Annotated in this window: 19 protein-coding genes and 1 tRNA gene; 11 read left to right on the top strand and 9 right to left on the bottom strand. The window is 56.9% G+C overall.

Translation table 11 applies throughout. The features are described from left to right. Positions 1-4: 4 nt before the first annotated feature. Positions 5-1,180, bottom strand: a complete 1,176-nt coding sequence (locus ACEN93_RS00430) for a XylR family transcriptional regulator (RefSeq protein ID WP_163974861.1) — start codon at positions 1,178-1,180, stop codon at positions 5-7. A gap of 202 nt (positions 1,181-1,382) precedes the next feature. Here ACEN93_RS00430 and xylA point away from each other — a divergent pair, with 202 nt between their 5' ends. The 4 genes from xylA to ACEN93_RS00410 all read left to right on the top strand — a co-directional run bounded on the left by xylA (position 1,383) and on the right by ACEN93_RS00410 (position 6,616). Further along, a complete protein-coding gene (xylA, locus tag ACEN93_RS00425; RefSeq protein WP_495610852.1) occupies positions 1,383-2,699 on the top strand; it encodes a xylose isomerase in 1,317 nt (438 codons plus the stop codon). A 142-nt stretch (positions 2,700-2,841) separates the two neighbouring features. Further along, the gene (gene xylF, locus ACEN93_RS00420) at positions 2,842-3,843 is read left to right on the top strand and encodes a D-xylose ABC transporter substrate-binding protein (protein ID WP_210710484.1); all 1,002 of its coding nucleotides are present in this window, start codon (positions 2,842-2,844) and stop codon (positions 3,841-3,843) included. Between the two features lie 79 nt (positions 3,844-3,922). Continuing rightward, positions 3,923-5,479, top strand: coding sequence for a D-xylose ABC transporter ATP-binding protein (gene xylG, locus ACEN93_RS00415; RefSeq protein ID WP_495610851.1), 1,557 nt, complete (start codon positions 3,923-3,925; stop codon positions 5,477-5,479). After that, positions 5,480-6,616 (top strand): sugar ABC transporter permease, encoded by a 1,137-nt coding sequence (locus ACEN93_RS00410; protein WP_039771099.1) that lies wholly within the window; start codon positions 5,480-5,482, stop codon positions 6,614-6,616. A 77-nt stretch (positions 6,617-6,693) separates the two neighbouring features. Here ACEN93_RS00410 and ACEN93_RS00405 read toward each other — a convergent pair whose 3' ends face one another. From ACEN93_RS00405 to ACEN93_RS00395, 3 genes are all read right to left on the bottom strand, one after another. Beyond that, positions 6,694-8,970, bottom strand: coding sequence for a hypothetical protein (locus ACEN93_RS00405; protein WP_495610850.1), 2,277 nt, complete (start codon positions 8,968-8,970; stop codon positions 6,694-6,696). A 24-nt stretch (positions 8,971-8,994) separates the two neighbouring features. Then, positions 8,995-9,069: transfer RNA gene (locus ACEN93_RS00400), tRNA-Arg, on the bottom strand. 107 nt (positions 9,070-9,176) lie between these two features. After that, positions 9,177-10,058 (bottom strand): LysR family transcriptional regulator, encoded by an 882-nt coding sequence (locus ACEN93_RS00395; protein ID WP_495610849.1) that lies wholly within the window; start codon positions 10,056-10,058, stop codon positions 9,177-9,179. A gap of 126 nt (positions 10,059-10,184) precedes the next feature. Between ACEN93_RS00395 and ACEN93_RS00390 the strand changes: the two genes are divergently transcribed. Next, positions 10,185-11,174: a zinc-dependent alcohol dehydrogenase family protein gene (locus ACEN93_RS00390; protein WP_495610848.1), complete on the top strand. Its 990-nt coding sequence runs from the start codon at positions 10,185-10,187 to the stop codon at positions 11,172-11,174. A gap of 88 nt (positions 11,175-11,262) precedes the next feature. On the opposite strand, the gene ycaC is transcribed toward ACEN93_RS00390, so the two are convergent. Next, on the bottom strand, positions 11,263-11,895 hold the full coding sequence (gene ycaC / locus ACEN93_RS00385) for an isochorismate family cysteine hydrolase YcaC (protein WP_007958138.1): 633 nt from the start codon (positions 11,893-11,895) through the stop codon (positions 11,263-11,265). A 219-nt stretch (positions 11,896-12,114) separates the two neighbouring features. Here ycaC and ACEN93_RS00380 point away from each other — a divergent pair, with 219 nt between their 5' ends. Both ACEN93_RS00380 and ACEN93_RS00375 read left to right on the top strand, forming a co-directional pair. Further along, entirely contained in the window at positions 12,115-13,716 is a 1,602-nt protein-coding gene (locus tag ACEN93_RS00380; RefSeq protein ID WP_495610847.1) for a sensor domain-containing diguanylate cyclase, read from the top strand. Between the two features lie 138 nt (positions 13,717-13,854). Then, positions 13,855-14,391, top strand: coding sequence for an N-acetyltransferase (locus ACEN93_RS00375; RefSeq protein WP_495610846.1), 537 nt, complete (start codon positions 13,855-13,857; stop codon positions 14,389-14,391). 7 nt (positions 14,392-14,398) lie between these two features. Here ACEN93_RS00375 and ACEN93_RS00370 read toward each other — a convergent pair whose 3' ends face one another. After that, complete coding sequence (locus ACEN93_RS00370; protein ID WP_158248858.1) at positions 14,399-14,725, bottom strand: hypothetical protein; 327 nt, start codon at positions 14,723-14,725, stop codon at positions 14,399-14,401. Between the two features lie 88 nt (positions 14,726-14,813). Between ACEN93_RS00370 and msrA the strand changes: the two genes are divergently transcribed. Both msrA and ACEN93_RS00360 read left to right on the top strand, forming a co-directional pair. Continuing rightward, the gene (gene msrA / locus ACEN93_RS00365; RefSeq protein ID WP_011333723.1) at positions 14,814-15,320 is read left to right on the top strand and encodes a peptide-methionine (S)-S-oxide reductase MsrA; all 507 of its coding nucleotides are present in this window, start codon (positions 14,814-14,816) and stop codon (positions 15,318-15,320) included. Positions 15,321-15,399: 79 nt separating this feature from the next. Continuing rightward, positions 15,400-15,981: an eCIS core domain-containing protein gene (locus ACEN93_RS00360; protein WP_103386310.1), complete on the top strand. Its 582-nt coding sequence runs from the start codon at positions 15,400-15,402 to the stop codon at positions 15,979-15,981. 59 nt (positions 15,982-16,040) lie between these two features. Here ACEN93_RS00360 and gabP read toward each other — a convergent pair whose 3' ends face one another. Together gabP and ACEN93_RS00350 are read right to left on the bottom strand one after the other, a co-directional pair. Then, positions 16,041-17,447: a GABA permease gene (gene gabP / locus ACEN93_RS00355; RefSeq protein WP_258713351.1), complete on the bottom strand. Its 1,407-nt coding sequence runs from the start codon at positions 17,445-17,447 to the stop codon at positions 16,041-16,043. 404 nt (positions 17,448-17,851) lie between these two features. Further along, positions 17,852-19,066, bottom strand: a complete 1,215-nt coding sequence (locus ACEN93_RS00350) for an aldose 1-epimerase family protein (protein WP_495610845.1) — start codon at positions 19,064-19,066, stop codon at positions 17,852-17,854. Positions 19,067-19,638: 572 nt separating this feature from the next. Between ACEN93_RS00350 and ACEN93_RS00345 the strand changes: the two genes are divergently transcribed. Beyond that, the gene (locus tag ACEN93_RS00345) at positions 19,639-20,001 is read left to right on the top strand and encodes a DUF6124 family protein (protein ID WP_085690553.1); all 363 of its coding nucleotides are present in this window, start codon (positions 19,639-19,641) and stop codon (positions 19,999-20,001) included. A gap of 351 nt (positions 20,002-20,352) precedes the next feature. Here the strand turns inward: ACEN93_RS00345 and ACEN93_RS00340 are convergent, their stop codons facing one another. Next, the gene (locus tag ACEN93_RS00340) at positions 20,353-22,185 is read right to left on the bottom strand and encodes a hypothetical protein (RefSeq protein ID WP_495610844.1); all 1,833 of its coding nucleotides are present in this window, start codon (positions 22,183-22,185) and stop codon (positions 20,353-20,355) included. Positions 22,186-22,408: 223 nt separating this feature from the next. Here ACEN93_RS00340 and ACEN93_RS00335 point away from each other — a divergent pair, with 223 nt between their 5' ends. Continuing rightward, positions 22,409-22,861: a hypothetical protein gene (locus ACEN93_RS00335; RefSeq protein ID WP_414881551.1), complete on the top strand. Its 453-nt coding sequence runs from the start codon at positions 22,409-22,411 to the stop codon at positions 22,859-22,861. The last annotated feature ends 96 nt before the right edge of the window (positions 22,862-22,957 follow it).

The following is a 22,957-nucleotide window of genomic DNA, read 5'->3' as shown; positions in this document are numbered from 1 at the left end:
CCGTCTATCTGGCGCCCTGCTGATATTCACGGGGCGTACACCCGAACTCTCGGCGGAACACCGTGTGCAGGTACTGCGCGGATTTGAAACCGCACGCGCGGGCAACGTCCGCAATCGGCGTGTCGGTTTTTTCCAGCCCGCGGGTGGCCGCCGCCAGTTTGAAACGCAGAATCTCGTCATGCACGCTGCAACCACGCACCGCACGAAAATGCGACTCCAGCGAGGAACGCGACACGCCGACATAAGCCGCCACTTGCGCGGTCTTGATGCCCTGGCAGGCATATTGGCGGATGAACAGCAGCGCCTGCATCACGTAGGGGTTGCCCAAAGGTTGATGCAAGCTCGACACCTGGACGTTGATCGCTTCAGGCGGGATCAGGACATGCGCACCCGTTGACGGTTTGCCGTGCAGCATCTGGTGCAGCAGTTGCGCGGCGGTGCGGCCCATGGTTTCAGTGCCCTGGATCACCGAACTCAGGGGGACCCGGGTCAGGCTGCGGGTCAGCGGGTCGTTGTCGATGCCGATCAGCGCCACCTGCTCCGGCACGGCGATGCCGGCGGTCAGGCAGGCTTGCAGCAACTGCCGGGCGCGGGCGTCACTCACCGCGATGATGCCAATCGGCTTGGGCAGGCTTTGCAGCCAGGCGATCAACTGTTCGACGGCGCTGTCCCACAGCGGTGCACTGGTGCCCATGCCGCGATAGACCTCGGCGTGCAAGCCGTCCCGTTGCATCAATCGTAGAAAGGCTTTTTCGCGCTCCTGAGCCCAACGATTGGCCTGCGCCTCAGGCAGGCTGAAGCAGGCGAACCGTTGCAGCCCGGCCTCGATCAGGTGCTCGTAAGCCATTGTGATCAGCGCGTTATTGTCGGTCGCGACGTACGGGATGCCTTTGGGATAGGCCCGTTCATCCTGATAAGAACCACCCACCGCCACCACCGGCAACTTGATGTCGGCCAGCGCCTCGCCGATCAACGGGTCGTCGAAGTCGGCAATGATGCCGTCGCCCTGCCAGCGCTCGATGCCCTTCAAGCGGCAGAGAAAATCCTCTTCCAGAAACAGATCCCAGGACGCGCGCGTGCTGCTCAGGTAGTTGCCGATGCCGCTGATGATGCCGCGGTCATAGATCTTGCTCCCGTTGAACAACAGGGCGATACGGTGAACAGGCGGTACGGTTTTCATTGTTTTCAGGCTTGTTCCGGGCCCCTTGCCGTAGAGGCGGTCTGCACAGACTAGGCGCGCAGAGGGCGAATCTCAATACGCAAAATCGCACTGCGTGTTGGTGATTTTCGCAATCGGCAGGCACGGGGCCGTTGCTAGTATCGGGACACGCCCCAAGAACAACAACCGAGAACAACAACCAAGAACAACAAGGACATTGCCAATGCCGTACTTCCCCGATGTCGACCGGATTCGCTACGAAGGTCCTGCCAGCGATTCTCCCCTTGCCTTCCGTCACTACGACGCCGACAAAATCATCCTCGGCAAGCCCATGCGCGAACACCTGCGCATGGCCGCCTGTTATTGGCACACCTTTGTCTGGCCGGGCTCCGACGTGTTCGGCGCCGGGACGTTCAAGCGCCCGTGGCAACACGCCGGTGACCCGATGGAGCTGGCCATTGGCAAGGCGCAGGCCGCGTTCGAATTTTTCTCCAAGCTGGGTATCGACTACTACTGCTTTCACGACACGGATGTCGCCCCCGAAGGCAATTCGCTGAAGGAGTACCGCAACCACTTCGCCCAAATGATCGATCACCTGGAACGCCATCAGGAAGAAAGCGGAATCAAGCTGCTGTGGGGCACCGCCAACTGCTTCAGCAATCCGCGCTTTGCCGCCGGCGCCGCCAGCAACCCGGATCCTGAAGTGTTCGCCTGCGCCGCTGCCCAGGTTTTCAGCGCCATGAACGCGACTCAACGCCTCAAGGGCGCCAACTATGTGTTGTGGGGCGGTCGCGAGGGCTACGAAACCCTGCTCAACACCGACTTGAAACGCGAGCGCGAACAACTGGGTCGCTTCATGCGCATGGTGGTCGAGCACAAGTACAAGATCGGCTTCAAAGGTGACCTGCTGATCGAGCCCAAACCGCAGGAACCGACCAAGCACCAATACGATTACGACAGTGCCACCGTGTTCGGTTTTCTCCAGCAGTTCGGTCTGGAAAAGGAAATCAAGGTCAACATCGAGGCCAACCACGCGACCCTGGCCGGTCACAGTTTTCATCACGAGGTGGCGACGGCCGTCTCGCTGGGGATTTTCGGCAGCATCGACGCCAACCGGGGCGATCCGCAAAACGGTTGGGACACCGATCAATTCCCCAACAGCGTCGAGGAAATGACCCTCGTCACTTATGAAATCCTCAAGGCCGGCGGCTTCGGCAATGGCGGGTTCAACTTCGACTCCAAGGTGCGCCGCCAGAGCCTCGACGAAGTCGATCTGTTTCACGGTCACGTCGGGGCCATGGACGTCCTCGCCCTGTCGCTCGAGCGGGCCGCCGCCATGGTCCAGAACGACCAGCTGCAACGGCTCAAGGACCAACGCTATGCCGGCTGGCAGCATACCTTCGGCCAGTCGGTGCTGGCGGGTGAGTTCAATCTCCAATCCCTGGCCGAGCACGCCTTCGCCAACGAACTGAACCCGCAGGCCGTCAGCGGTCGGCAGGAAATGCTCGAAAACCTCGTCAACCGGTTTATCTATCGCTGATCGCCAATGAGGACTGCGGACGCTGTGACATTTGCGCGACAAATCTGTAGTCCGTTTCGCCTGCTGATTCTCTACAGTTCCACCAGCCCGATATTCATCGTCAGGCCGTGTCTTTCAAACAAAAATAAAAGGACGCACCACCATGAAGAACGTAAAACGCACGCTGCTGGCCAGCGCCCTGGCGCTGTTGTCGCTGCCGGTGATGGCCGACGCGGCCCATCCGAAAATCGGCTTCTCCATTGATGACCTGCGGCTGGAACGCTGGTCCCGTGACCGGGATTACTTCGTTGCAGCGGCGGAAAAAATGGATGCCAAGGTCTTCGTGCAGTCGGCCGATGCCAACGAGCAGAAGCAGATTTCGCAAATCGAAAACCTGATTTCCCGTGGTGTCGATGTCATCGTCATCGTGCCGTTCAACGCCACCGTGCTGACCAATGCCGTGGCCGAGGCCAAGAAAGCCGGAATCAAGGTCGTGTCCTATGACCGTCTGATCCTCAACGCCGATATCGACGCCTACATTTCCTTCGATAACGAAAAGGTCGGCGAGATGCAGGCCAGCGGCGTGCTGCATGCAGCGCCCAAGGGCAATTACTTCCTGCTGGGTGGCGCGCCCACCGACAACAACGCGAAAGTGTTGCGCGAAGGTCAGATGAAGGTGCTGCAACCGGCCATCGACAAGGGTGATATCAAGATCGTCGGCCAGCAATGGGTGAAGGAATGGAACCCTACCGAGGCGCTGAGCATTGTTGAGAACGCCCTGACCCGCAACGAAAACAAAATCGACGGCATCGTCGCCTCCAACGACGCCACGGCCGGCGGCGCCATTCAGGCCCTGGCCGCTCAGCAACTGGCCGGCAAAGTACCGATCTCCGGACAGGACGCGGACCTGGCAGCAGTCAAGCGGGTGATTGCCGGCACCCAAACCATGACGGTGTACAAGCCGCTGAAACTGATTGCCTCCGAAGCCGCCAAACTCTCGGTGCAACTGGCGCGCAATGAGAAACCCGCCTACGGCTCGCAGTACGACAACGGCAGCAAAAAAGTCGACACCATCCTGCTAACCCCGACCCCGTTGACCAAGGACAACATCGACCTGCTGGAACAGGACGGCTTCTACACCAAGGCGCAGATCGCCGGACAGTGACACTCACTGAGTGATGCCCCCCGCAGGCGTTCTGCTCCTGCGGGTTCAGTCCCGTATCTGCCGCTTATGAGCCTCTGCCATGTCCGACTACCTGCTGCAAATGAACGGCATCGTCAAAACCTTCGGCGGTGTCAAAGCGCTCAATGGCATCGACCTCAAGGTCCGGCCGGGGGAATGCGTCGGGCTGTGCGGCGAGAATGGCGCCGGCAAGTCCACGCTGATGAAAATCCTGTCTGCGGTCTATCCCCATGGCACCTGGGACGGTGAAATCCTCTGGGACGGTCAACCGCTCAGGGCGCAATCGATCAGCGAGACGGAAGCCGCTGGTATCGTCATCATTCACCAGGAGCTGACGCTGGTTCCCGACCTCTCGGTGGCCGAAAACATTTTCATGGGCCATGAGCTGACGCTGCCGGGTGGGCGGATGAATTACCAGGCGATGATCCACCGCGCCGAAGCTCTGATGCGTGAACTGAAAGTGCCGGACATGAACGTTTCGCTGCCGGTTTCGCAGTACGGTGGCGGTTATCAGCAACTGGTGGAAATCGCCAAGGCCCTGAACAAACAGGCGCGCCTGCTGATCCTCGATGAACCTTCGTCGGCCCTGACCCGTTCGGAAATCGAGGTGTTGCTGGACATCATCCGCGACCTCAAAGCCAAGGGCGTCGCCTGCGTCTACATCTCCCACAAGCTCGATGAAGTGGCCGCCGTGTGTGACACCATTTCGGTGATCCGCGACGGTCAACACATCGCCACGACCGCCATGGAAAACATGGATATTCCACAGATCATCACCCAGATGGTCGGCCGGGAAATGAGCAACCTCTACCCCACCGACCCCCACGACATCGGCGAGGTGATTTTCGAGGCGCGCCACATCACCTGCTACGACGTCGACAACCCCAAACGCAAACGGGTCGACGACGTTTCCTTCAGCCTCAAACGCGGGGAAATCCTCGGCATCGCCGGGCTGGTCGGTGCAGGTCGCACGGAGCTTGTGACCGCGCTGTTCGGCGCCTACCCCGGTCGCCACGAAGGTGAAGTCTGGCTGGACGGCAAACCCATAGACACCCGCACGCCGCTCAAATCGATCCGCGCCGGCGTGTGCCTGGTGCCCGAGGACCGCAAGCGTCAGGGCATCATTCCCGACCTGGGTGTCGGCCAGAACATCACCCTGGCCGTGCTGGACAGTTTCTCGAAACTGACCCGCATCGACGCCGAAGCCGAACTGGGCAGCATCGATCGGGAAATTTCGCGCCTGCACCTCAAGACCGCGAGCCCGTTCCTGCCGATCACCAGCCTGTCCGGGGGCAATCAACAGAAAGCCGTGTTGGCGAAGATGCTGCTGACACGGCCCCGGGTGCTGATTCTCGACGAGCCGACCCGAGGGGTGGACGTCGGCGCCAAGTATGAGATCTACAAGTTGATGGGGATGCTGGCCGCCGAAGGCGTGTCGATCATCATGGTGTCTTCGGAACTGGCCGAAGTGCTCGGCGTTTCCGACCGCGTCCTGGTCATCGGCGAAGGCCAACTGCGGGGTGACTTCATCAACCATGAACTCACCCAGGAACAGGTGCTCGCCGCCGCACTCAGCCAGCCTGACAGCCATAACAATAAAGATCGGAAATCCGCGTAAATGAATCAGGTCAAACAACTTTTCACCCGCTACAAGATGCTCGCACTGGTGTTTGCCGTGGCGTTGATCTGGCTGTTCTTCAGCTGGCAGACCGAGGGCGGATTTCTGACGCCGCGCAACCTCTCCAACCTGCTGCGCCAGATGTCGATTACCGGGATCCTCGCCTGCGGCATGGTGCTGGTGATCATCAGCGGCGAGATCGATCTGTCCGTCGGCTCATTGCTGGGCCTGCTCGGAGGCGTGGCAGCCATTCTCGATGTTGTCTATCACATACCGCTGCTGGCGAATCTCAGCCTTGTGGTGGTGTGCGGACTGCTGATCGGCCTCGCCAACGGCTACATGGCGGCCTACCTGCGCATTCCGTCGTTCATCGTGGGGCTGGGGGGCATGCTGGCTTTTCGGGGGATTTTGCTGGGAATAACCGGCGGCACGACCATTGCGCCGGTGTCGCCGGAACTCGTCTACATCGGCCAGGGTTATCTTCCACATGCGGTTGGCGCAGGTCTGGGCGTCCTGCTGTTCGCACTGACGTTGTTCCTGACCTGGAAACAACGGCGCAATCGCGCCCTGCACGGCCTCGCGGCACACTCACTGGTGCGTGACGTGGCACGCGTGTTATTGATCGGCGCGGTGCTGGCCGGTTTCGTCCAGACCCTCAACAGCTATGACGGCATTCCCGTGCCGGTCCTGCTTTTGCTGATCCTGCTGGGCGGCTTCAGCTACGTGACCAGCCAGACCGTGTTCGGCCGACGCGTCTATTCCGTGGGCAGCAACATGGAAGCGACGCGCCTGTCCGGTATCAATGTGCAGGCCGTGAAGCTGTGGATCTTCGGGATCATGGGCGTGATGTGCGCCCTCGCCGGCGTGGTCAACACCGCGCGCCTGGCCGCAGGCTCACCCTCGGCCGGCAGCATGGGCGAACTCGACGCCATCGCCGCCTGCTTCATCGGCGGCACCTCGATGCGCGGCGGTTCCGGCACAGTCTACGGCGCCCTCCTCGGCGCCCTGGTCATCACCAGCCTGGACAACGGCATGTCCATGCTCGACGTCGACAGCTACTGGCAGATGATCGTCAAGGGCAGCATTCTGGTGTTGGCTGTCTGGGTGGATGTGAGTACGCGGACTGGGCGGCGTTGAAATGAAGGCATCTCTGAGAATGCAAAAAGCCTGCTTTTGAAGGCAGGCTTTTCGTTACGCCTGGAGCTTTCTGATATCTAGGAAGGCATCAGCCAGTGCCGTTCAGTGGTCCACCCGAGAAAAACCTTACAACCCTCCCGCTCTTGGTGAGCCAAAGTCAACCGACATCCACATACCGCCATGCGCAACCCGATCATGGCGGGAAGAAATCGCCCCTGAAATGCACTGGGTTGAGCGGCAAAGTGCACTTCAATGTTTCCAAGCACACTCTCCAATCGAGACTGATCCAGCATCGACAGGTAAAACATCATCTGGCGCCACGCATACGCTGTGTTCTTCAACATGACCAGACGTGCGTGGTAGAGCTTGATCTGCATCTGCTGCCGACTGCATATCCATTTGAAACATGCTTCGGCCATTGAGCCCAAACGATCATGTAACCGCGTCTTCAGGTCCAGATCATCAAACAGGATTGCCAGATTTTGCGTGGTCAATATTTGTTGCTGTTCGATGATCGTGCCGTTGTTCGCTGGACTCCATCTACCGATGTCGGCATTCGCCCGCCGCGCGCACAAACCAGCCAGCACACCACTGTTGTTTCGTGAATCCCGCTGCTTGGGTAGTGCAGCCAACTCATCCATATCGATATCGTAATAGCGTGCGTAAAGAGACCCGTCCATCAACCGGACTGAACGCTTGGCAGCCTTTACGAACTTGCCGGAGAAAGCGCCCATGAAAATATCAGCCGCGATTTCCTCTACGAAGGGAAGATCCAGCTTGGCCGATTCGGCAAGCGAAGAAAATTCCTGAAGCAACTTGTTGGGCAGAATGGCCTGAGGAAATGCGGTAAGGGTCAACGCGGACGCTTCGACCAAAGCCTGCCTGGCACCTTCAACCGCAAGAGCACCCGCCTCGTATTCGGTTTCCAGGGCTTTCACCCAAGGCAAATCATCGACTCTCACCTGACGCTGCATGTTCAGCAACAATAGAGAGCGTCGACGCCTGAAAGCACGATAGGTAGCGACAGACAGTGCCCGCAGCGCTACGTCTCGATATCCGGCGCTACAGATTTGCGCCGTCATCGCCGGCAGCACTTTCGCGACTGTATCTGCGGATGTGATGACGCCATGGTCAATCAACTCTGCAACCGTTCCCTTTCGGCAACGTTCGAGGCGTTGACGAATCGAAGGAGGAATGGTCTCTCCCACCTTCAACGAGTAAGCCTTAGCCTCTTCGTAGGTGATGGGCGTCAGTAACGGGGCGAAATCAGAAATGCCTTCCGAGACTGGATATCTCGCCAGTCGCACGGAAGCAGCCTTGGCAATCAGATGGTGTGCCGAAGCTGATACGTGATGACGCTGCTGTGCGCGCTTGCTGGAATGATCTTCGGACTCAGGGTGTCCATGCTTGGCTACAAAGTCATCGACGATTCTGCGAATTCGCCCAACCTGGCGCCCCGTTAGCGATGCAGGATCGATAGAGCATTGCTTGAGCAATGCCAGCAACTCCGTCACTCGATCACTGGAATTATCCGTACGACGGGGATCAGCTTCAGTGGCGTTATCAAACTCTTTACCAAGCACCGAAGCACGCTCGAACCACCCTTCAGGGTAATGCCGGCAAGGCCAACCATCGTTGTACGTCAGCAGGAATAGCGAGACCGCCGCGTCGTAGAGAGGCAACCTGCGTTCAACAACATGCTTTTGAACGGCAAGACGAGGCTGGGGTGAGAGAACGGACAGGCGCAGGCTGATTTGGCCAGCATTGAAAACTTCAACTTCAGCCATCGAGAGCGGGCGCTCGTTGGCTGCCGCGGGAAAGAAACGCACTCGTTCGAAGAAAGGCGCGATCTGCTCGATCAACGTCCTGGCTTCTTCGACGCGTTGCTGCCCCAGAAACCAGGCCACTGTCAGCAACGCGGCCTCTTCCGGTACATCGATCCGATAGTCTTCGTTCGTCAATCGCTCTTGCAGCGTTCTGATGCCTTCGTCTGAAAGATGCCACCTATTCAAATCGAGCCGTTCGTAACCCGCTCGAATGCCGGGAATCGATGACGCCAACAGGCGCTCATCAGCGGTCAGCTCGCCACCGGCCAGAAGGTTACCCGTTGCAAAGCCGCCAGTGGCCACTTCCAGCGTGATCCATTCTGGCAGGTCGGTAAACGGCGTCCGCGAGCCATACAGTGCACGGCCATGCATCAGGTTTTCGAGAACCTTTTGCCAGCGTTCGATCCGGGCAAATGCTTTCGGACTGGCGTCGTTGTCGCGTGCAGTGAGCGCGCGAGACAGTTGAAAGTGCGCATAACCGGCGTTTATTCCGCCGAGCGCACCCGATTCATCCTCAGGCCTGGACATACTTCCTTGTGACCTACTATGTAGTGGGTCCGGGGGCTGGATTCGAACCAGCGCCCACCCGGTTAGGAGCCGAGTGTTCTACCGCTGAACTACCCCGGAACAGAGCGCGCATTGTCGATGAGTCGCGAAAGTATGTGAAGCTCGGATTCAGGGATTTTGTTGCGACAAATCTCTGATCGTTAAGCCTTCATCACTCAATGCAGCTCTTATCCAAACGTTGCACGCACAAAATCAATAAAACTCCTCAACTTCGGCGTCAGCCTCGGATCCGGCGCATACAACAGATTCATCGGCGAAACCGGCACCTTGTACTGCGGCAGCAGACTCACCAGCGTCCCGCTCCTCAGCGCATCCTTGACCAGCTCCAGCGGCAACATCACCACCCCCAGCCCCGCCATTGCCCCGGACAGCAACGGATCGCCCTGATTAATCGTCAATCGGCTTTTAATCGGTACATCGATACAGCCTTCCGGGCCTTCGAATCGCAGGTGCGAGCGGCCGTCCGAATAGGCGAACGCCAGACATTCATGTTCCTGAAGGTCCCAAGGCGTGGTGATGGTTGGGCGGCGTGCGAGGTAGGACGGTGCCGCGCACAGCACCATCTGATAGGGCATCAGCGGCAGTGCCTTCAGGCCGCTGTCGGCGAGTTCGCCGATGCGAAATACAGCGTCGTATCCGCCGTCCACCAGGTCGACCAGTTCGTTCGACAGCGTCAGGTCCACCGATACTTGCGGATAACGAACCATGTACTCCAGCAGCTTCGGCGACAGTGTGCTGACGCCGAAGGTGACGGGCGCATTGATCCGCAACCGGCCACTGGGCACGCCCCGGGTCACGGCGGCCATTTCTTCAGCGGCGTCCATGTCGGCCAGAATCAGCTTCGCCCGCTGATAGAACGTGCGGCCGAAATCCGTGAGGCTCTGCTTGCGGGTGGTGCGGTTGAGCAGCGAAACGCCCAGATGCTGCTCGAGCATTTTCACTTGCTTGCCGACCATTTGCGGGGACAGGTTGAGTTCGTCCGCCACCGCGCTGAAGGAACCCAGCTCCACCGCTTTGACGAAAGTGGCCATGAGTGTGAGGCGATCCATTGGAAACTCATTGTTTCTAGTGTTGCGCCATCCTAGGCCTTTATCCGGAGCGGGCCAAAGCCTAAATTGGCGTCCATGGCACCGGATCAAGTCGGTGCAATTTCATCGATAACCGAGGAAGTACAGATGGCACGCATTGTCAGGATTCATGAATACGGTGACGCGAGCGTCCTGAAACTGGAAAACGTCGACGTCCCGAAACCCGCGGCGGACGAAGTGCAGATCGAGGTCAAAGCCTTTGGTCTGAATCGCGCCGAAGTGATGTACCGCAATCACGCCTATCTGCAGGAAGCAGAGTTTCCCAGCCGTCTCGGCTACGAAGCTGCAGGCGTGGTGGTCGCGGTTGGCGCCAACGTCAGTGAATTCAACATCGGTGATGCCGTCAGCCTGATTCCGCCGCTGGACATCGCGCGCTGGGGCACTTACGGCGAGCTGGCCAACGTGCCCGCCCACCTCACCGTCAAGCACCCGCAGAACCTGTCGTTTGAACAAGCGGCGGCGTCCTGGATGCAATACGTCACCGCGTGGGGTGCGCTGGTCGAACAGGCCAAATTGCAAAAGGACGATTTCGTGATCGTCACCGCCGCCTCCAGCAGTGTCGGCCTGGCAGCCTTCCAGATCGCGAAAATGGTCGGCGCCACCTCCATTGCCGTCACCCGCACCCGCGCCAAGAAACAGGCCTTGCTCGACGCCGGCGCCGCACACGTGATCGTCAGCGATGAAGAAGACATGGTTGCAGCCGTCATGGCGCTGACCGACGGCAAAGGCGCGCGGGTGGTGTTCGATCCGGTGGGCGGCCCGTCGTTCGAACCGCTGACCCAAAGCATGGCGCGCGGCGGCATCCTGCTGGAGTACGGTGCCCTGAGCCCTGAGCCAACGCCGTTCCCGCTGTTCACCGTGTTGGGAAAATGCCTGACCCTCAAGGGTTACCTCTACTCGGAGGTCGTCTCCGACCCGGCCACCCTGGCACGCGCCAAGACTTTCATCGGCGACGGGCTGGCGTCAGGTGCGCTGAAACCGATCATTGCCAGGACATTTGGTCTGGATGACATTCAGGAAGCGCATCGCTTTCTTGAGGCCAATCAACAGGTCGGGAAGATTGTCGTCACAGTTTGAGGTGACGATTCCCCTGCTCTACTGTTTGCGGTAGAAACGACGAAAGCCTGCTTTGAAAAAAGCAGGCTTTCGTCTATCCGGCGTCCGGTTATTTCTGATGCGCCGTCAGTGCGGCATAGCCGTTCATCAAGTTGCGGTAGTTCGGAATGCGCTGGGACAGCAGGTTGCCCAGGCCTTCGATGTCGTTGCGCCAGTCGCGGTGCAGTTCGCAGGCTACCGAGAACCAGTTCATCATCTGTGCACCGGCCTGGGTCATGCGGTTCCACGCCGCTTGCTGCACGGTGGTGTTGAAGGTGCCGGAGGCGTCGGTCACCACGAACACGTCAAATCCTTCCGCCAGCGCCGACAGGGTCGGGAACGCTACGCACACATCGGTCACGACACCGGCAATGATGATCTGCTTGCGGCCGGTGGCCTTGATCGCCTTGACGAAGTCTTCGTTGTCCCATGCGTTGATCTGGCCTGGACGGGCGATGTATGGCGCGTCCGGGAACATTTCCTTGAGTTCCGGCACCAGCGGGCCGTTCGGGCCTTGTTCGAAACTGGTGGTGAGGATGGTCGGCAACTCGAAGAATTTGGCCAGATCGGCCAGCGCCAATACGTTGTTCTTGAACTCGTTTGGCGAGAAGTCCTGAACCAGAGAAATCAGGCCGGTCTGGTGGTCAACCAGCAGTACTACGGCGTCGTCTTTGTTCAGGCGGTTGTAGGTTGGAGTGCTCATGTGTGAATCCCTTTTTAATTGTGGAAGTTCGTTTGCGTTCAAGATGGGCACAGATTACTGACTCGCCTGAAAGCGATAAATCGTCTGAAAAGCGTTTCACCGTCAACTCAAAACGGACAATTCGCTCAAACTGCCGAGCAGATCACACAGCCAGCCCGACCTTCCCCCCGATCCTTGTCATACTGTTCACTCGCTCACAACGACAGCCAGGGAATGTTGATGCCCGGACGCAACACGCAAGCGCCCACCTCAGATGAAACACCGCGCGCGCCTCGCCAAGGCGTGAAGGCCGGCTCGACCTTTCGCCTGACCGTCAGTTTCATGCTGATGGTGGTCGTGGCTTTTTTGACCGTCGAGAGCTGGAGGACGTGGCGCGATTACCGTTCGGTGTTTGCCTCCGCGCGCGATTCGGTGACCAACCTCGCCCGCGCCACGGCGCAACATGCCGAGGACACCATCCGCCAGGTCGATGTGCTGACCGCCGGGCTGGCCGAACGGGTTGAAGGCGACGGGCTGCAGAACCTGGATGTGGCACGGATTCACAAGCTGCTCATCCAGCAGTCGAAAATCATGCCGCAGCTGCATGGCCTGTTCATCTACGGCCCGGACGGCCAGTGGATCGTGACCGACAAGGAGGTCACGCCCGAAACCGCCAACAACGCCGACCGCGATTATTTCCAGTACCACCGCACCCATGAAGACCGGCGCGTGCGCATCGGTCAGGTGGTGGAGAGCCGTTCCACCCACGACCTGATCATTCCGATCTCGCGGCGTTTGAACAACCCCGACGGCTCGTTCGCCGGCGTGCTGCTGGGGACGGTCAAGGTCAGCTATTTTGTCGATTACTACGGTGACTTCCGCATCGATGACAAAGGCGCGCTGGTGCTGGCGATGCGCGACGGCACGATCCTCGTGCGCCGGCCGTTCATTGCCTCCGTGGTCGGCAAAAGCCTGGCGAACAGCGAGATCTTCAAGACCTACCTGCCCAATGCCAACCAGGGCATTGTCCAGATCAGGGCGGTGGTCGACGACACCGAACGCCTTTATGGCTATCGCGCGCTGACCACCTATCCGCTGGTGGTCGAGGCCGGTTTGTCCCGTGACTCCATCATCGCGCCGTGGCGCCAGGACCTGCTGAAAAACGGATTCGTGCTGGTGTTCCTGATTCTGGTCCTGGCCTGTTTCGGGCTCATCGTTCTGAGCCAGTTGCGTCAGCGGATGGCGATGGAACGGGAGATCCGTTCCGCGCACAAGACCATGCGCGACATGGCGCTGACCGACAGCCTCACAGGCCTCGGCAATCGCCGACGCCTGGACGCGGCGCTGACGGACGAGATTCGCCTGGCCCGGCGTCAGGGTTCGCCGCTGTCATTGATCATGCTCGATGTCGACTACTTCAAGCGCTACAACGACCAGTACGGTCATGCCGCCGGCGATGACTGCCTGATCGCGGTCGGCGACGGCATCCGCAAAGCGGTCAAACGCCCCTCGGATCTGGCCGTGCGCTACGGCGGCGAGGAATTCACCGTGCTGTTGCCCAACACCGACAACGCCGGGGCGATTCAGGTGGCCGAAGACATTCTGCAGACCATTCGTTCACTGGAGCTTGAACATGCCGGGCATCCACTGGGATACGTCACCGCGAGTGCGGGGATCACCACGCGCTATCCGGTTGACGATGCGGTGACCCCGGCCACTTTGCTCAAGTCGGCGGACACTTGCCTCTATCAGGCCAAGCAACAGGGCCGGAATCGCTGGTGTTCGGCGCAGGCATCCCGGCAAATACAGCCGATTGCGGCCATGCCGCGGACGGATCGCTGAGAGCAACTACCACCCGCCAATTCCAGCGTCCTTCAAGTACATAAGCAGCGTCCTACATCAGCCGTCCCTCACGCCTGATTACGTGGGCGCCCTCGCCTTCGATACCGTCTGCTGCCTGATCCGGACAGAACACAGACGATGCGAAGAAAAGGCAAAGGTACCGAACTCCGAAACCAAACGCTCAAATCAGAAGCCCGCAAACTTGCGCATGAAACACTTTCCATGGATCCAGGAGCTCTGGCAGCCGGGATTAATGCTCAGTTGCTCAGGATCGACCCGATCACGCCCTTGGCAATCAACGCATATCATCAGTGGAGCGGGCCCATTGGGTACCCATGGGATGATGTACTTGAGTGGAAAACAAAAGATGCAAAAGGTCTGGACTTGGCTTTCTGGTACGAAGATGAGCTGTGCGGTTTGTGCTATGCAACGCCACGAAAATGCACAATCTGCATAAAAATCGTTCTTTTGCAGGGTCACACCTGCAAGGCCCATACCCTGCGAGGCTGGATCGCACCAATGGCACTACTGACAACAGAGTTCTATGCCCGAAAGCTGGGATGTACCGAAATTGAAGTTCAAGAACCTGACTCAGGTGCTATCTCCTACTACCAAACGCTTGGATTTTATTTTGACACGACTGACCGCCTTGTCTTTCCACTGGCCCCCCCATAAGATCGACTCAAGCAACCAGACACGAGAGGTGTCCATGAAACACAAGAAGCCAAAAGCTCAACCAGCGCTTGCTTCCAGACTTCGTGCCGAAGAGCCCGGTTTGCCCATCAGGGTTTCCGCTAGTCAGCGGCACTTTTTGAAAGTAGCCGCAACGTGTGGCAAAGAAATGGAGCCTGATGGTTGGCTCGCCGGTGGCAGAACCTGAATCCCGCTTTGAAAAAACCGCCTGATTGGCGGTTTTTTTTCGCTTCAATATTGGCGCGCCCCGCGCCGGGCGCTCCAAAGACAGTGACGTGAAGCAAAAGCAGGAGAATTCCGAAAGCCCGCGCTTCATGATTTATTTACCGGCTCAACCTTGGAATCGGCCCACACTCCCTCATATCAAGGAACATCTGCGACCCATTCGAGAGGAAGGACATGCCATGACCACTCAAACCGAAACTGCGATTCTCGCCGGCGGCTGCTTCTGGGGCATGCAGGATCTGTTGCGCCGCTACCCCGGCGTGCTGCAGACGCGGGTCGGTTACACCGGCGGCGATGTGCCGAACGCCACTTACCGCAATCATGGCAACCACGCCGAAGCCATCGAAATCGTCTTCGACCCCGCCGTGATCAGCTATCGGCAGATCCTCGAGTTCTTCTTCCAGATCCACGACCCCAGCACTCCCAACCGTCAGGGCAACGACCTCGGTCCGAGCTATCGTTCGGCGATCTACTACCTGAACGAGCAGCAACGCGATATCGCCGAAGACACCGCTGCCGACGTCGACGCATCAGGCCTGTGGCCAGGCCGGGTGGTCACCGAAATCGAACCGGCGGGCCCGTTCTGGGAAGCGGAACCGGAGCATCAGGATTACCTCGAGCGCATTCCGAATGGCTACACCTGCCACTTCATTCGCCCGAACTGGAAGCTGCCGAAACGCGGTTGAGGTCCAGCGGGGTCGGTGCGCAACGCGGTATTGGTCGCGTTGTGCCTGATCCCTTTCTCTGGTGCGGCCTTACGATCGAATAGCGCCCATGCCATCCACGCTCATCAGCCTCGTCACCTGGCTTGCCCTTGTAACGCCTGCCCAAGCTGACACCTGCCCCGCCGGCGAAAAGCAAGTGTGCCTCGACAGCTGCATTTGCCTGCCGGATCCGGGGCGGCTGTCTGAAGACCTGTTCCTGATCGCGGCACCCGCTCTGGCGATGGGATTGACCCAGGCCCGCGCCGAAGCCGCCAGCACCGACATCAAACCGATTCCCCCGCACATCCGGGAGCAACTGCTGCGTTGGTATGACCCCGGCGTCCTCGATGCCGTGCACTACAAAGTCACCAATGACGGCCAATACAACGCCGCCACGGCCATCCTGCAAAACCCGGATGTCGGAGCGGTTACGCTGATCGACATCATCCTGTTCCGCGACGCTGAAACCGCAGAACACAACGTCACGCTCTGGGCGCACGAACTGAAGCACGTGCAGCAGTTTCAGGAATGGGGAGTCGACGGGTTTGCGCAGCGCTACACGCAGGATTTCAATGCGGTCGAGGCTCCGGCCTACGCGATACAGGGCGAAGTCAGACGTTGGCTGCGAGCCGAAGCCCGGTGATCGGACATCCCTTGCGTCCATGCCGGGGCCAGCCCCACCGTTCAAGCATCAGAAAAACCCTAGGCCTTGCCCGCCGAAACCGCCGCCCTCACCTGCCCATGTTGCCGCGTGGTCACCAGCCCGATAAACGAAATCGCCAGCGCCAGCCCAATGGTCGACGTCACTTCCAGACGATGCTCGGGCGTCACCATCATCACCGCGAGCGCGGCGCAGATGAACGCGATCACCAGCCACGTCAGCCACGGAAACAGCCACATGCGAAACGTCAGCTCGACGTTCTGCCGACGCAGCATCCGGCGCATGCGCAATTGCGAAACCGCGATCACCAGATACACCAGCAACGCAATCGCGCCGGAGCTGGCGAGCAGAAACTGGAACAGCCCCGCCGGCATGAAATAGCTGAACAGCGTCACCCCGGCGCCGATCACGGTGCTGGCGATCACCGCCGCCCTCGGCACGCCCGCAGCGGAGGTCACTTTCAGCGGTTGCGGAGCATCGCCGCGTCGACCCAGCGAGAACAGCATTCGTGAAGAAATGTAGATCGAGGAATTCATGCAACTGGCCACCGCGATCAGCACGACCACATCGACCAGGAATTTGGCGTTGGGAACGTTCATCAGCTCCAGCGCGCGCTGGTAAGAGCCGACGGACGCCAGCAGCGGATCGTTCCACGGCACCACGGAAATCACCACGAAAATCGACAGCAGATAAAACACGCCGATGCGCCAGATCACCGAGCGCGTGGCCTTGGCGATGTTCTGCGCCGGGTTGCTCGATTCGGCGGCCGCGATGGTCACCGCTTCGGTTCCGATAAAACTGAACATGATGGTGATGAACGCCCCGACCACCGCCGACAAGCCATTGGGCGCAAACCCGCCATGCTCTTCCATCAACCGGCTCAAACCGCTGGCCTCACGCTCCGGAATCCAGCCCATCAACACCGCGAAACCCAGCCCGATGAACCCGATGATCGCCACCACTTTGGCCATCGCAAACCAGAACTCGAACTCACCGTACTTGGACACGCTGAACAGGTTGGTCACCACCAGCAAAATGATCGACAGCAACGCAAACAACCACGCATCGACCTGAGGAAACCACTGATTCAAGACATGCCCGGCGGCCAGCGCTTCGATCGGAATGACCAGCACCCAGAACCACCAATACAACCAACCAATGGTGAACCCCGCCCAGCGGCCGATGGCCTGATCGGCATAGGTGGAAAACGATCCCGTGTCCGGGTGAGCCACGGCCATTTCACCGAGCATGCGCATGACCAGCACGACCAGCAGACCGGAGAAGAGATAAGCGAGCAAGACGGCCGGGCCGGCGGCGGCAATGGCGTGGCCGGAGCCGACAAACAGCCCCGCACCGATGATGCCGGCAATGGAAAGCATGGTGACATGACGCGGCTTGAAGCCCTGCGCCAACTGACCGTTCGAGTCCTTCGAGTTCAGGCTATTCATTGTTTTTGTTGTTCTCTGGTGATCGACGTTTGGGCGTACTGACGACGTGTCAGGCGATCATCATTTCTTCCTCTTGCCCTGCTCCAGAGCGGCGCACCTCAAGCGCTGCAGCGTTACAAATCGGTCGGACGACGACGCAGGGCGATGAAATGATGCGTCACCTTACGTGCCCGGCGTTGATCGCAAATAGCCTGGGAGCGGCACGACGGTGTCTGATTTCGACATGGTGAATAGCGTTCGGGCCCGTTCGAGAGCGCCTTCACAAAATTAAAAAAGGTAAAAAAGCGGTAAAAAAGGGGACTGGTAAAAAAGGGACAAAAAAGGGGACTGATTTATTTAGGAAAAATAGATCAGTCCCCTTTTTCACAAGCCGATGTCGCTGAACAGCTGAGTGACCTCCGGCTTCAGCCCTTGGTCAGATCAACCAACGGTGTCTGCCGCACCTCGGTCTCCCGCCCGCCCTGAATGTCGCTCACCTGCTTCAAGGCCTTATCCACGGCCGCCTTATCCGCCAACAAGCTGTAGCTGATGCGGAAGTTTTTGTGTTCCTTCGGCCCGATTGTCGGTACCAGGTTCAGTGGCCGCTGATAACGGCGGTTGTAGGAAAAACTCGTCCCCGGCTCCAGCCCGGTGACATAACCCTGGCGTTGGGTATCGGTGTTCTTCCACAGGGAAAACACCGGCAACGTCTGCGTATTGAAGCCAACCGAAACGCCCAGGCTGCCGGCCTTGTTATGCAACACGGTCAACGTATCGCCCTTGGCATCGGCATACGGCACGACGTTGTAAACCGTTTCGTCGTAGTCCTTGGTCGGTGCGCGGTAGGTTTGCCATTCGGGCAAATCGCCCTTGGCTTTGTCGTTGAACGGCGACACTTGTTTCACAGGCGCGGCGAAACGAGCGCCCTGCTCCAGAAACGGGGTGCTGAAGTTGCTGTGGTACAGCGCCTGGTATTCCTTCGGATAGTCACCGTTGTTGGTCAGGGTGTCGTTAAGCGCGAACACTACGCTGCCGGGTTCGGTGACCAGTTCGGTGGCGACGGAGAAGTCGACTTTCTTGAACGCCTGCTCTTTCAGCTCACCGCGCAGGGTGATGGCGTACGGTGGCGTTTCATCGATGTGCAAGGTGACTTTGTTCGCCGGAATGTTGGCGGCCCGGCCGTGCAGGGTCAGCAGTTCGCCGTTGTCGACGCCGGGGTGGCCGACCCATTCGTATCCGCAGCGGGTCACCAACTCATTGAAACCCTCCAGCCAGCCCAGACCACCGCGACCATTGAGTTCGATGAAGGACGGATTGACCACCTCCTTGACCGGCGAATCCCAACCCATGCGCACATCGCCGACCGAGGCCTGCAAGACGTTCATTCCCCGCGTCGGCACCACCGAGAGTTTCATCGTGCCGTTATCGATGTCGACAATGCTGACGCCCTCCTGCCGACCACCATGCAAGGTGCGCAGGCTGACGCTGAAGGGTTTGTCGGTTTTCACGCCGAGTTGCTGGCTGGTGATCTGCCAGTTCTGAGCGGCTTTGTCGGTGTCGAGCAAAACGTAATCCCAGGCCATGGCGTGGGAGGCAGCGGACAGTGCGCTGAGGGCAACAACGAGTTTGAGCGGGGTCATGGGAGCAGCCTTTCTTGGAGTTGTGCGGTTTTTATAAACCTGCTGAAACGTTTCATCAAGCTTAAAAAGCGACGCGGCGCTGGTAGGGGCCGAGAAAGAATGGGTACGGACAGGAAAATTGAAATCGATGTGATCGCTTTATCCCGGAGATGGGTGTCCGCTTTTTTAAGGAGCGGCATGAACGTCTGATTTCGACATGGCGAGGGCGACGTGTTTAAGCGTTTTATGAATGGTGTTTAGAAACGCCCGGCATTACTTCACCACGGCTACAGCGTCTTGCGTCATTGCCTACGACTACGCCAGAATCCGCCGGCTTGTGCGTCTGGGGTGCGGGTTTTATCGTTTCCGGGTCACTGAAAAACAGTGATCGGGTTTGGTAGCCCGCAGCGCTGACGCATCGCGTCACCTCATGCAGTTGCATTCATGCGACTGGATTTATGGTGGCCATGCTCAGGGCTTCTTCGGAAGCGCCGGTTCCAGTGCTCCGGTCTACCAACCTGCGTATGGTCGCCACCCCTCGTTTGGTAGCGAGAGTGGATGACTCCCCTTTAATAAGTGCTGGAGATTCATCTATGTTCAAACCGACACCGAACCCACCGGAAACCGATCCGGTTTCTCCTTACAAATTTCCCGATTCCCGAACGCTCAACGAAGCGGCCGAACGCGCCCTCGATCACTACCTCACCCCGCAGCAACGGATCATGGGTAGCCATCACAAACACGACCCCATGTACCTGGCCAACCCGGCCTACAACACCGAATCACTCCTGGCCAACGCCAGCGAATCATTGGGATCGGCCAGCGAGATGCTCAACAACTTCGCTGCGACGCTGGAGCCGGCCCATCGCAAGACTGCGATCGGGATTGCGCAGTTGGTGATGTTGAGTGAGTTGGCGGTGAATCAGGCGTTGGACCATGTTGAGGTTAAGAGCTAAACCTTTGCCCTCTGTGGTGCCCGGATAGTACGCAGCGATAGAGGGAATGAGCGTTGGCCGTAGCTGCCATGGTAAATGGCAGCTATCGGCCAGAAGCTGCCGCTTGCGCGCGACCGCAGTTATTCCAAGTAAGATAGTCACGATAGATATAAATACGCGAAAACAGAAGTACAAGGCGCCGCATGACGAATGTGATTAACAGACACCTAGCTTACGCGGGGTAGGCCGGAGGCCTTGAAATCAGTGGAGCGGATGTAGGGAGTCGTACCCTCATTATCAGCTTGGGAAGCTGCTAACAAGGGTAGGTTTTTTTGAGCTTTTTATAGATTGGCTGAAGTGCACAGCAACAAGTTAATCACAACCTTCTATGAACTCACGTGGGGACAACGTCTTAGCTTTAAAGCCATCCGTAAACTGATCAACGACAGCGGTACCAAAAAAATACTCTGGGTTGTACCAGCGACGATGTTTTGCGACTGCATCAAGCGCAAAACGATATGCTAGCTGACGTTCAATTTCCTTTGTGGCTTTAGAAAACATATCCACAGTAGGCATCCAATCGTATAGATATCGGCATTCATCTAGCACCAGCATGTCCATAAACATAGGGGTGTCTTTTGATTTGTATGACCACCTAAGCGTCTTCTCAATATTTACATGATAGGGCGTTGCAACCTGCCTAAAAAGAGCCTCTATTGATTGATGAAAAAGTACAAGATCGCAAAATTGATGGTAGTCGAAAATCTTGTGTGAGTCGTACATAATTTTGAACTGCTCGGATAAATATTCACTTTGTTCTTGACCTTCGGACAACAAGTATGAAAGGAGCTTAATGCTATCAACCAGCTCTTTTTTGCTTCCTTTAATGTCGAGTTGGGCGAGAAACTGATCAGAATAGTTTGAGAACTCTTCATCTTGGAAGATAAACTGCGGGTAATTTAAATCCTTATTATTCAAGCTTTTATCAAGCGCAGCGAGCGTCCAAAGAAGTGGATACATGTCAGGATCGATGATTACATCACCACCGCCATCGTCCTTGTCGAAATGAAAAAGACTTTCGAGGGATTTTTTGAGAGGAGCTATATCTCGGATATCAAAAAATTTACTAAACAAAGAGTTGTGCTGGGGAAACCTATTATAAGGCGAGATCAAGCTGGCGTGATCTATTAGCAGGCGCGTAACAAACTGCCCATAGTAATAGTCAAGTTTTTCCGATACAACTTGATGCCATTCATTAGGATCGAGGCTCTGAGCGATAGGGCCTTCAGTGAAATCATTTTCGCTGTCTTCGCTTTCTATAAAGCTTTTTGGATACAAGTAGCATGCAACTAACTTGGCGAGCAAGGCTCTACCAACTGGATCCTGAGCCTCAGTTGGCAGCGAAAAATTCGTAATCAAAACACCGGGCGAATTTAGTGAGTGCTTTGCGAGCACTCTTGTTAAGGCTGTCAGTGTTTTTTGTTTTTTCCCCCTACTTGGTAAAGGGCCACAGAAATCCAAGTATATTATATCAAAACGCTGGGGTGAGGCTTCGACAAAAGCGTCAAGCCCTCCATTAATTATTTTAATAAATGGGAATTCTGAGTTTAGTGCAGAAATAACAGCCTCGCTGTATGTGGAATTTTCGGACTCAAATGCCCAGATGTTTTCTGGAAGAAGTCCGAGACTACAAAATACCCGCAAATCGTTCTCTGGGTTAGGTCCTGATAAATATGCAACCTTGAGATTTTCTGGCTTTCTAGATTGTGTTATTGAATCATAAAATGACTCCCATCTTTCGATCGTCGATGTCGATAGTTTCGCGGCCACAATGGAGTCAAAAGAATTATCCTTATTAAGGATATGCTGCTTTACGTCTCGAACGTATGAGCGCCGCGCCAATGTTGAATTTGTTCGGTTTTTTGTCAATGCTTCAACTGCGCCGCTGATAACTGAGTGCCTTGCTATATTCTTTACAGTTTCCGTGTAATTTGCCATTTTGTGCTCTCTCCGGACTTGGTTGGCGATTCCATAGCTGGTAGTTTTATGGTGCTGATATTGAATAATGTTTAGATTGATACTAGTTATAATTTTTGAGCTGGTAAGGGTTTTTTTAAGCTTGTCCAAGTTGACTGGTGTTTTATTTTCTAAAGATTTGTAGATTTTCAGGTGCGTATGTTTGTTAAAAATCTTGAAAACCACCATAGCCTACCGCCATCATGTCGTCCACTAGGCTAGTGAAATTTGTTTGGGACATACAAGAGGGTATGCGGAGTCGATTGAATTTTTCGAATCGGCGAAGTAGATCGCTGTTGGCATGTGGTCTGATCGTGCTATTGTCAGCCGTGGCAAGCTGCGAAATTCGAGCTGCTAGACCTGATCCAGGATGCTGGATGGATGACTTTAATATTTAAGGATGACGTAAAAAATGCATTATAAAAGCTTCTTTGTCGAATGCGCTGAAAAAGTAAGGGACGAGCTAAGAGATTCAAAGTCTGAGATCAATCAAGAAACTGCGAGCCCTTTGATAAAAAGTCTTTTTGATCAGTTTAGCGATGATGAACATGAAGCAATTATGTTGCTGCTTTTAAATGGCCCAGATACGGAATATTATATACAGCGTTCTACAGTAGCTGCTTTTCGTGCGTTAAAGGCCTCAAGAACAAAAATCTCGATAGATGAGTTCCACCATCATATGAACGATTACCTCCAAGACCTTTTCAAAAGTATGGGAGGGTCAGGAACGGTAAATGAAGAGGGGCACAATGATTACAGCATTCTGTTTGCGGATGGTACAGAGATTGAGTTTGAGCCCTATATCAATGAAAGTGGCAAGCCAAAACTCCGCATCACTACTACGCAAGGGCACATGCCTCTCTAGTAGCTCGAAAGGCTAAGGTACTTCCGAAAATTTCAAGGGGCAAGAATGTGGCTAATCGTACGCCAACAACGCCCCTTAGTGCTAAATTAGCTATAA

The organism is Pseudomonas sp. Pseusp21 (assembly GCF_059492145.1).
The sequence above is the reverse complement of the archived record's forward strand: the minus strand, read 5'-3'. Positions and strand labels throughout refer to the sequence as shown.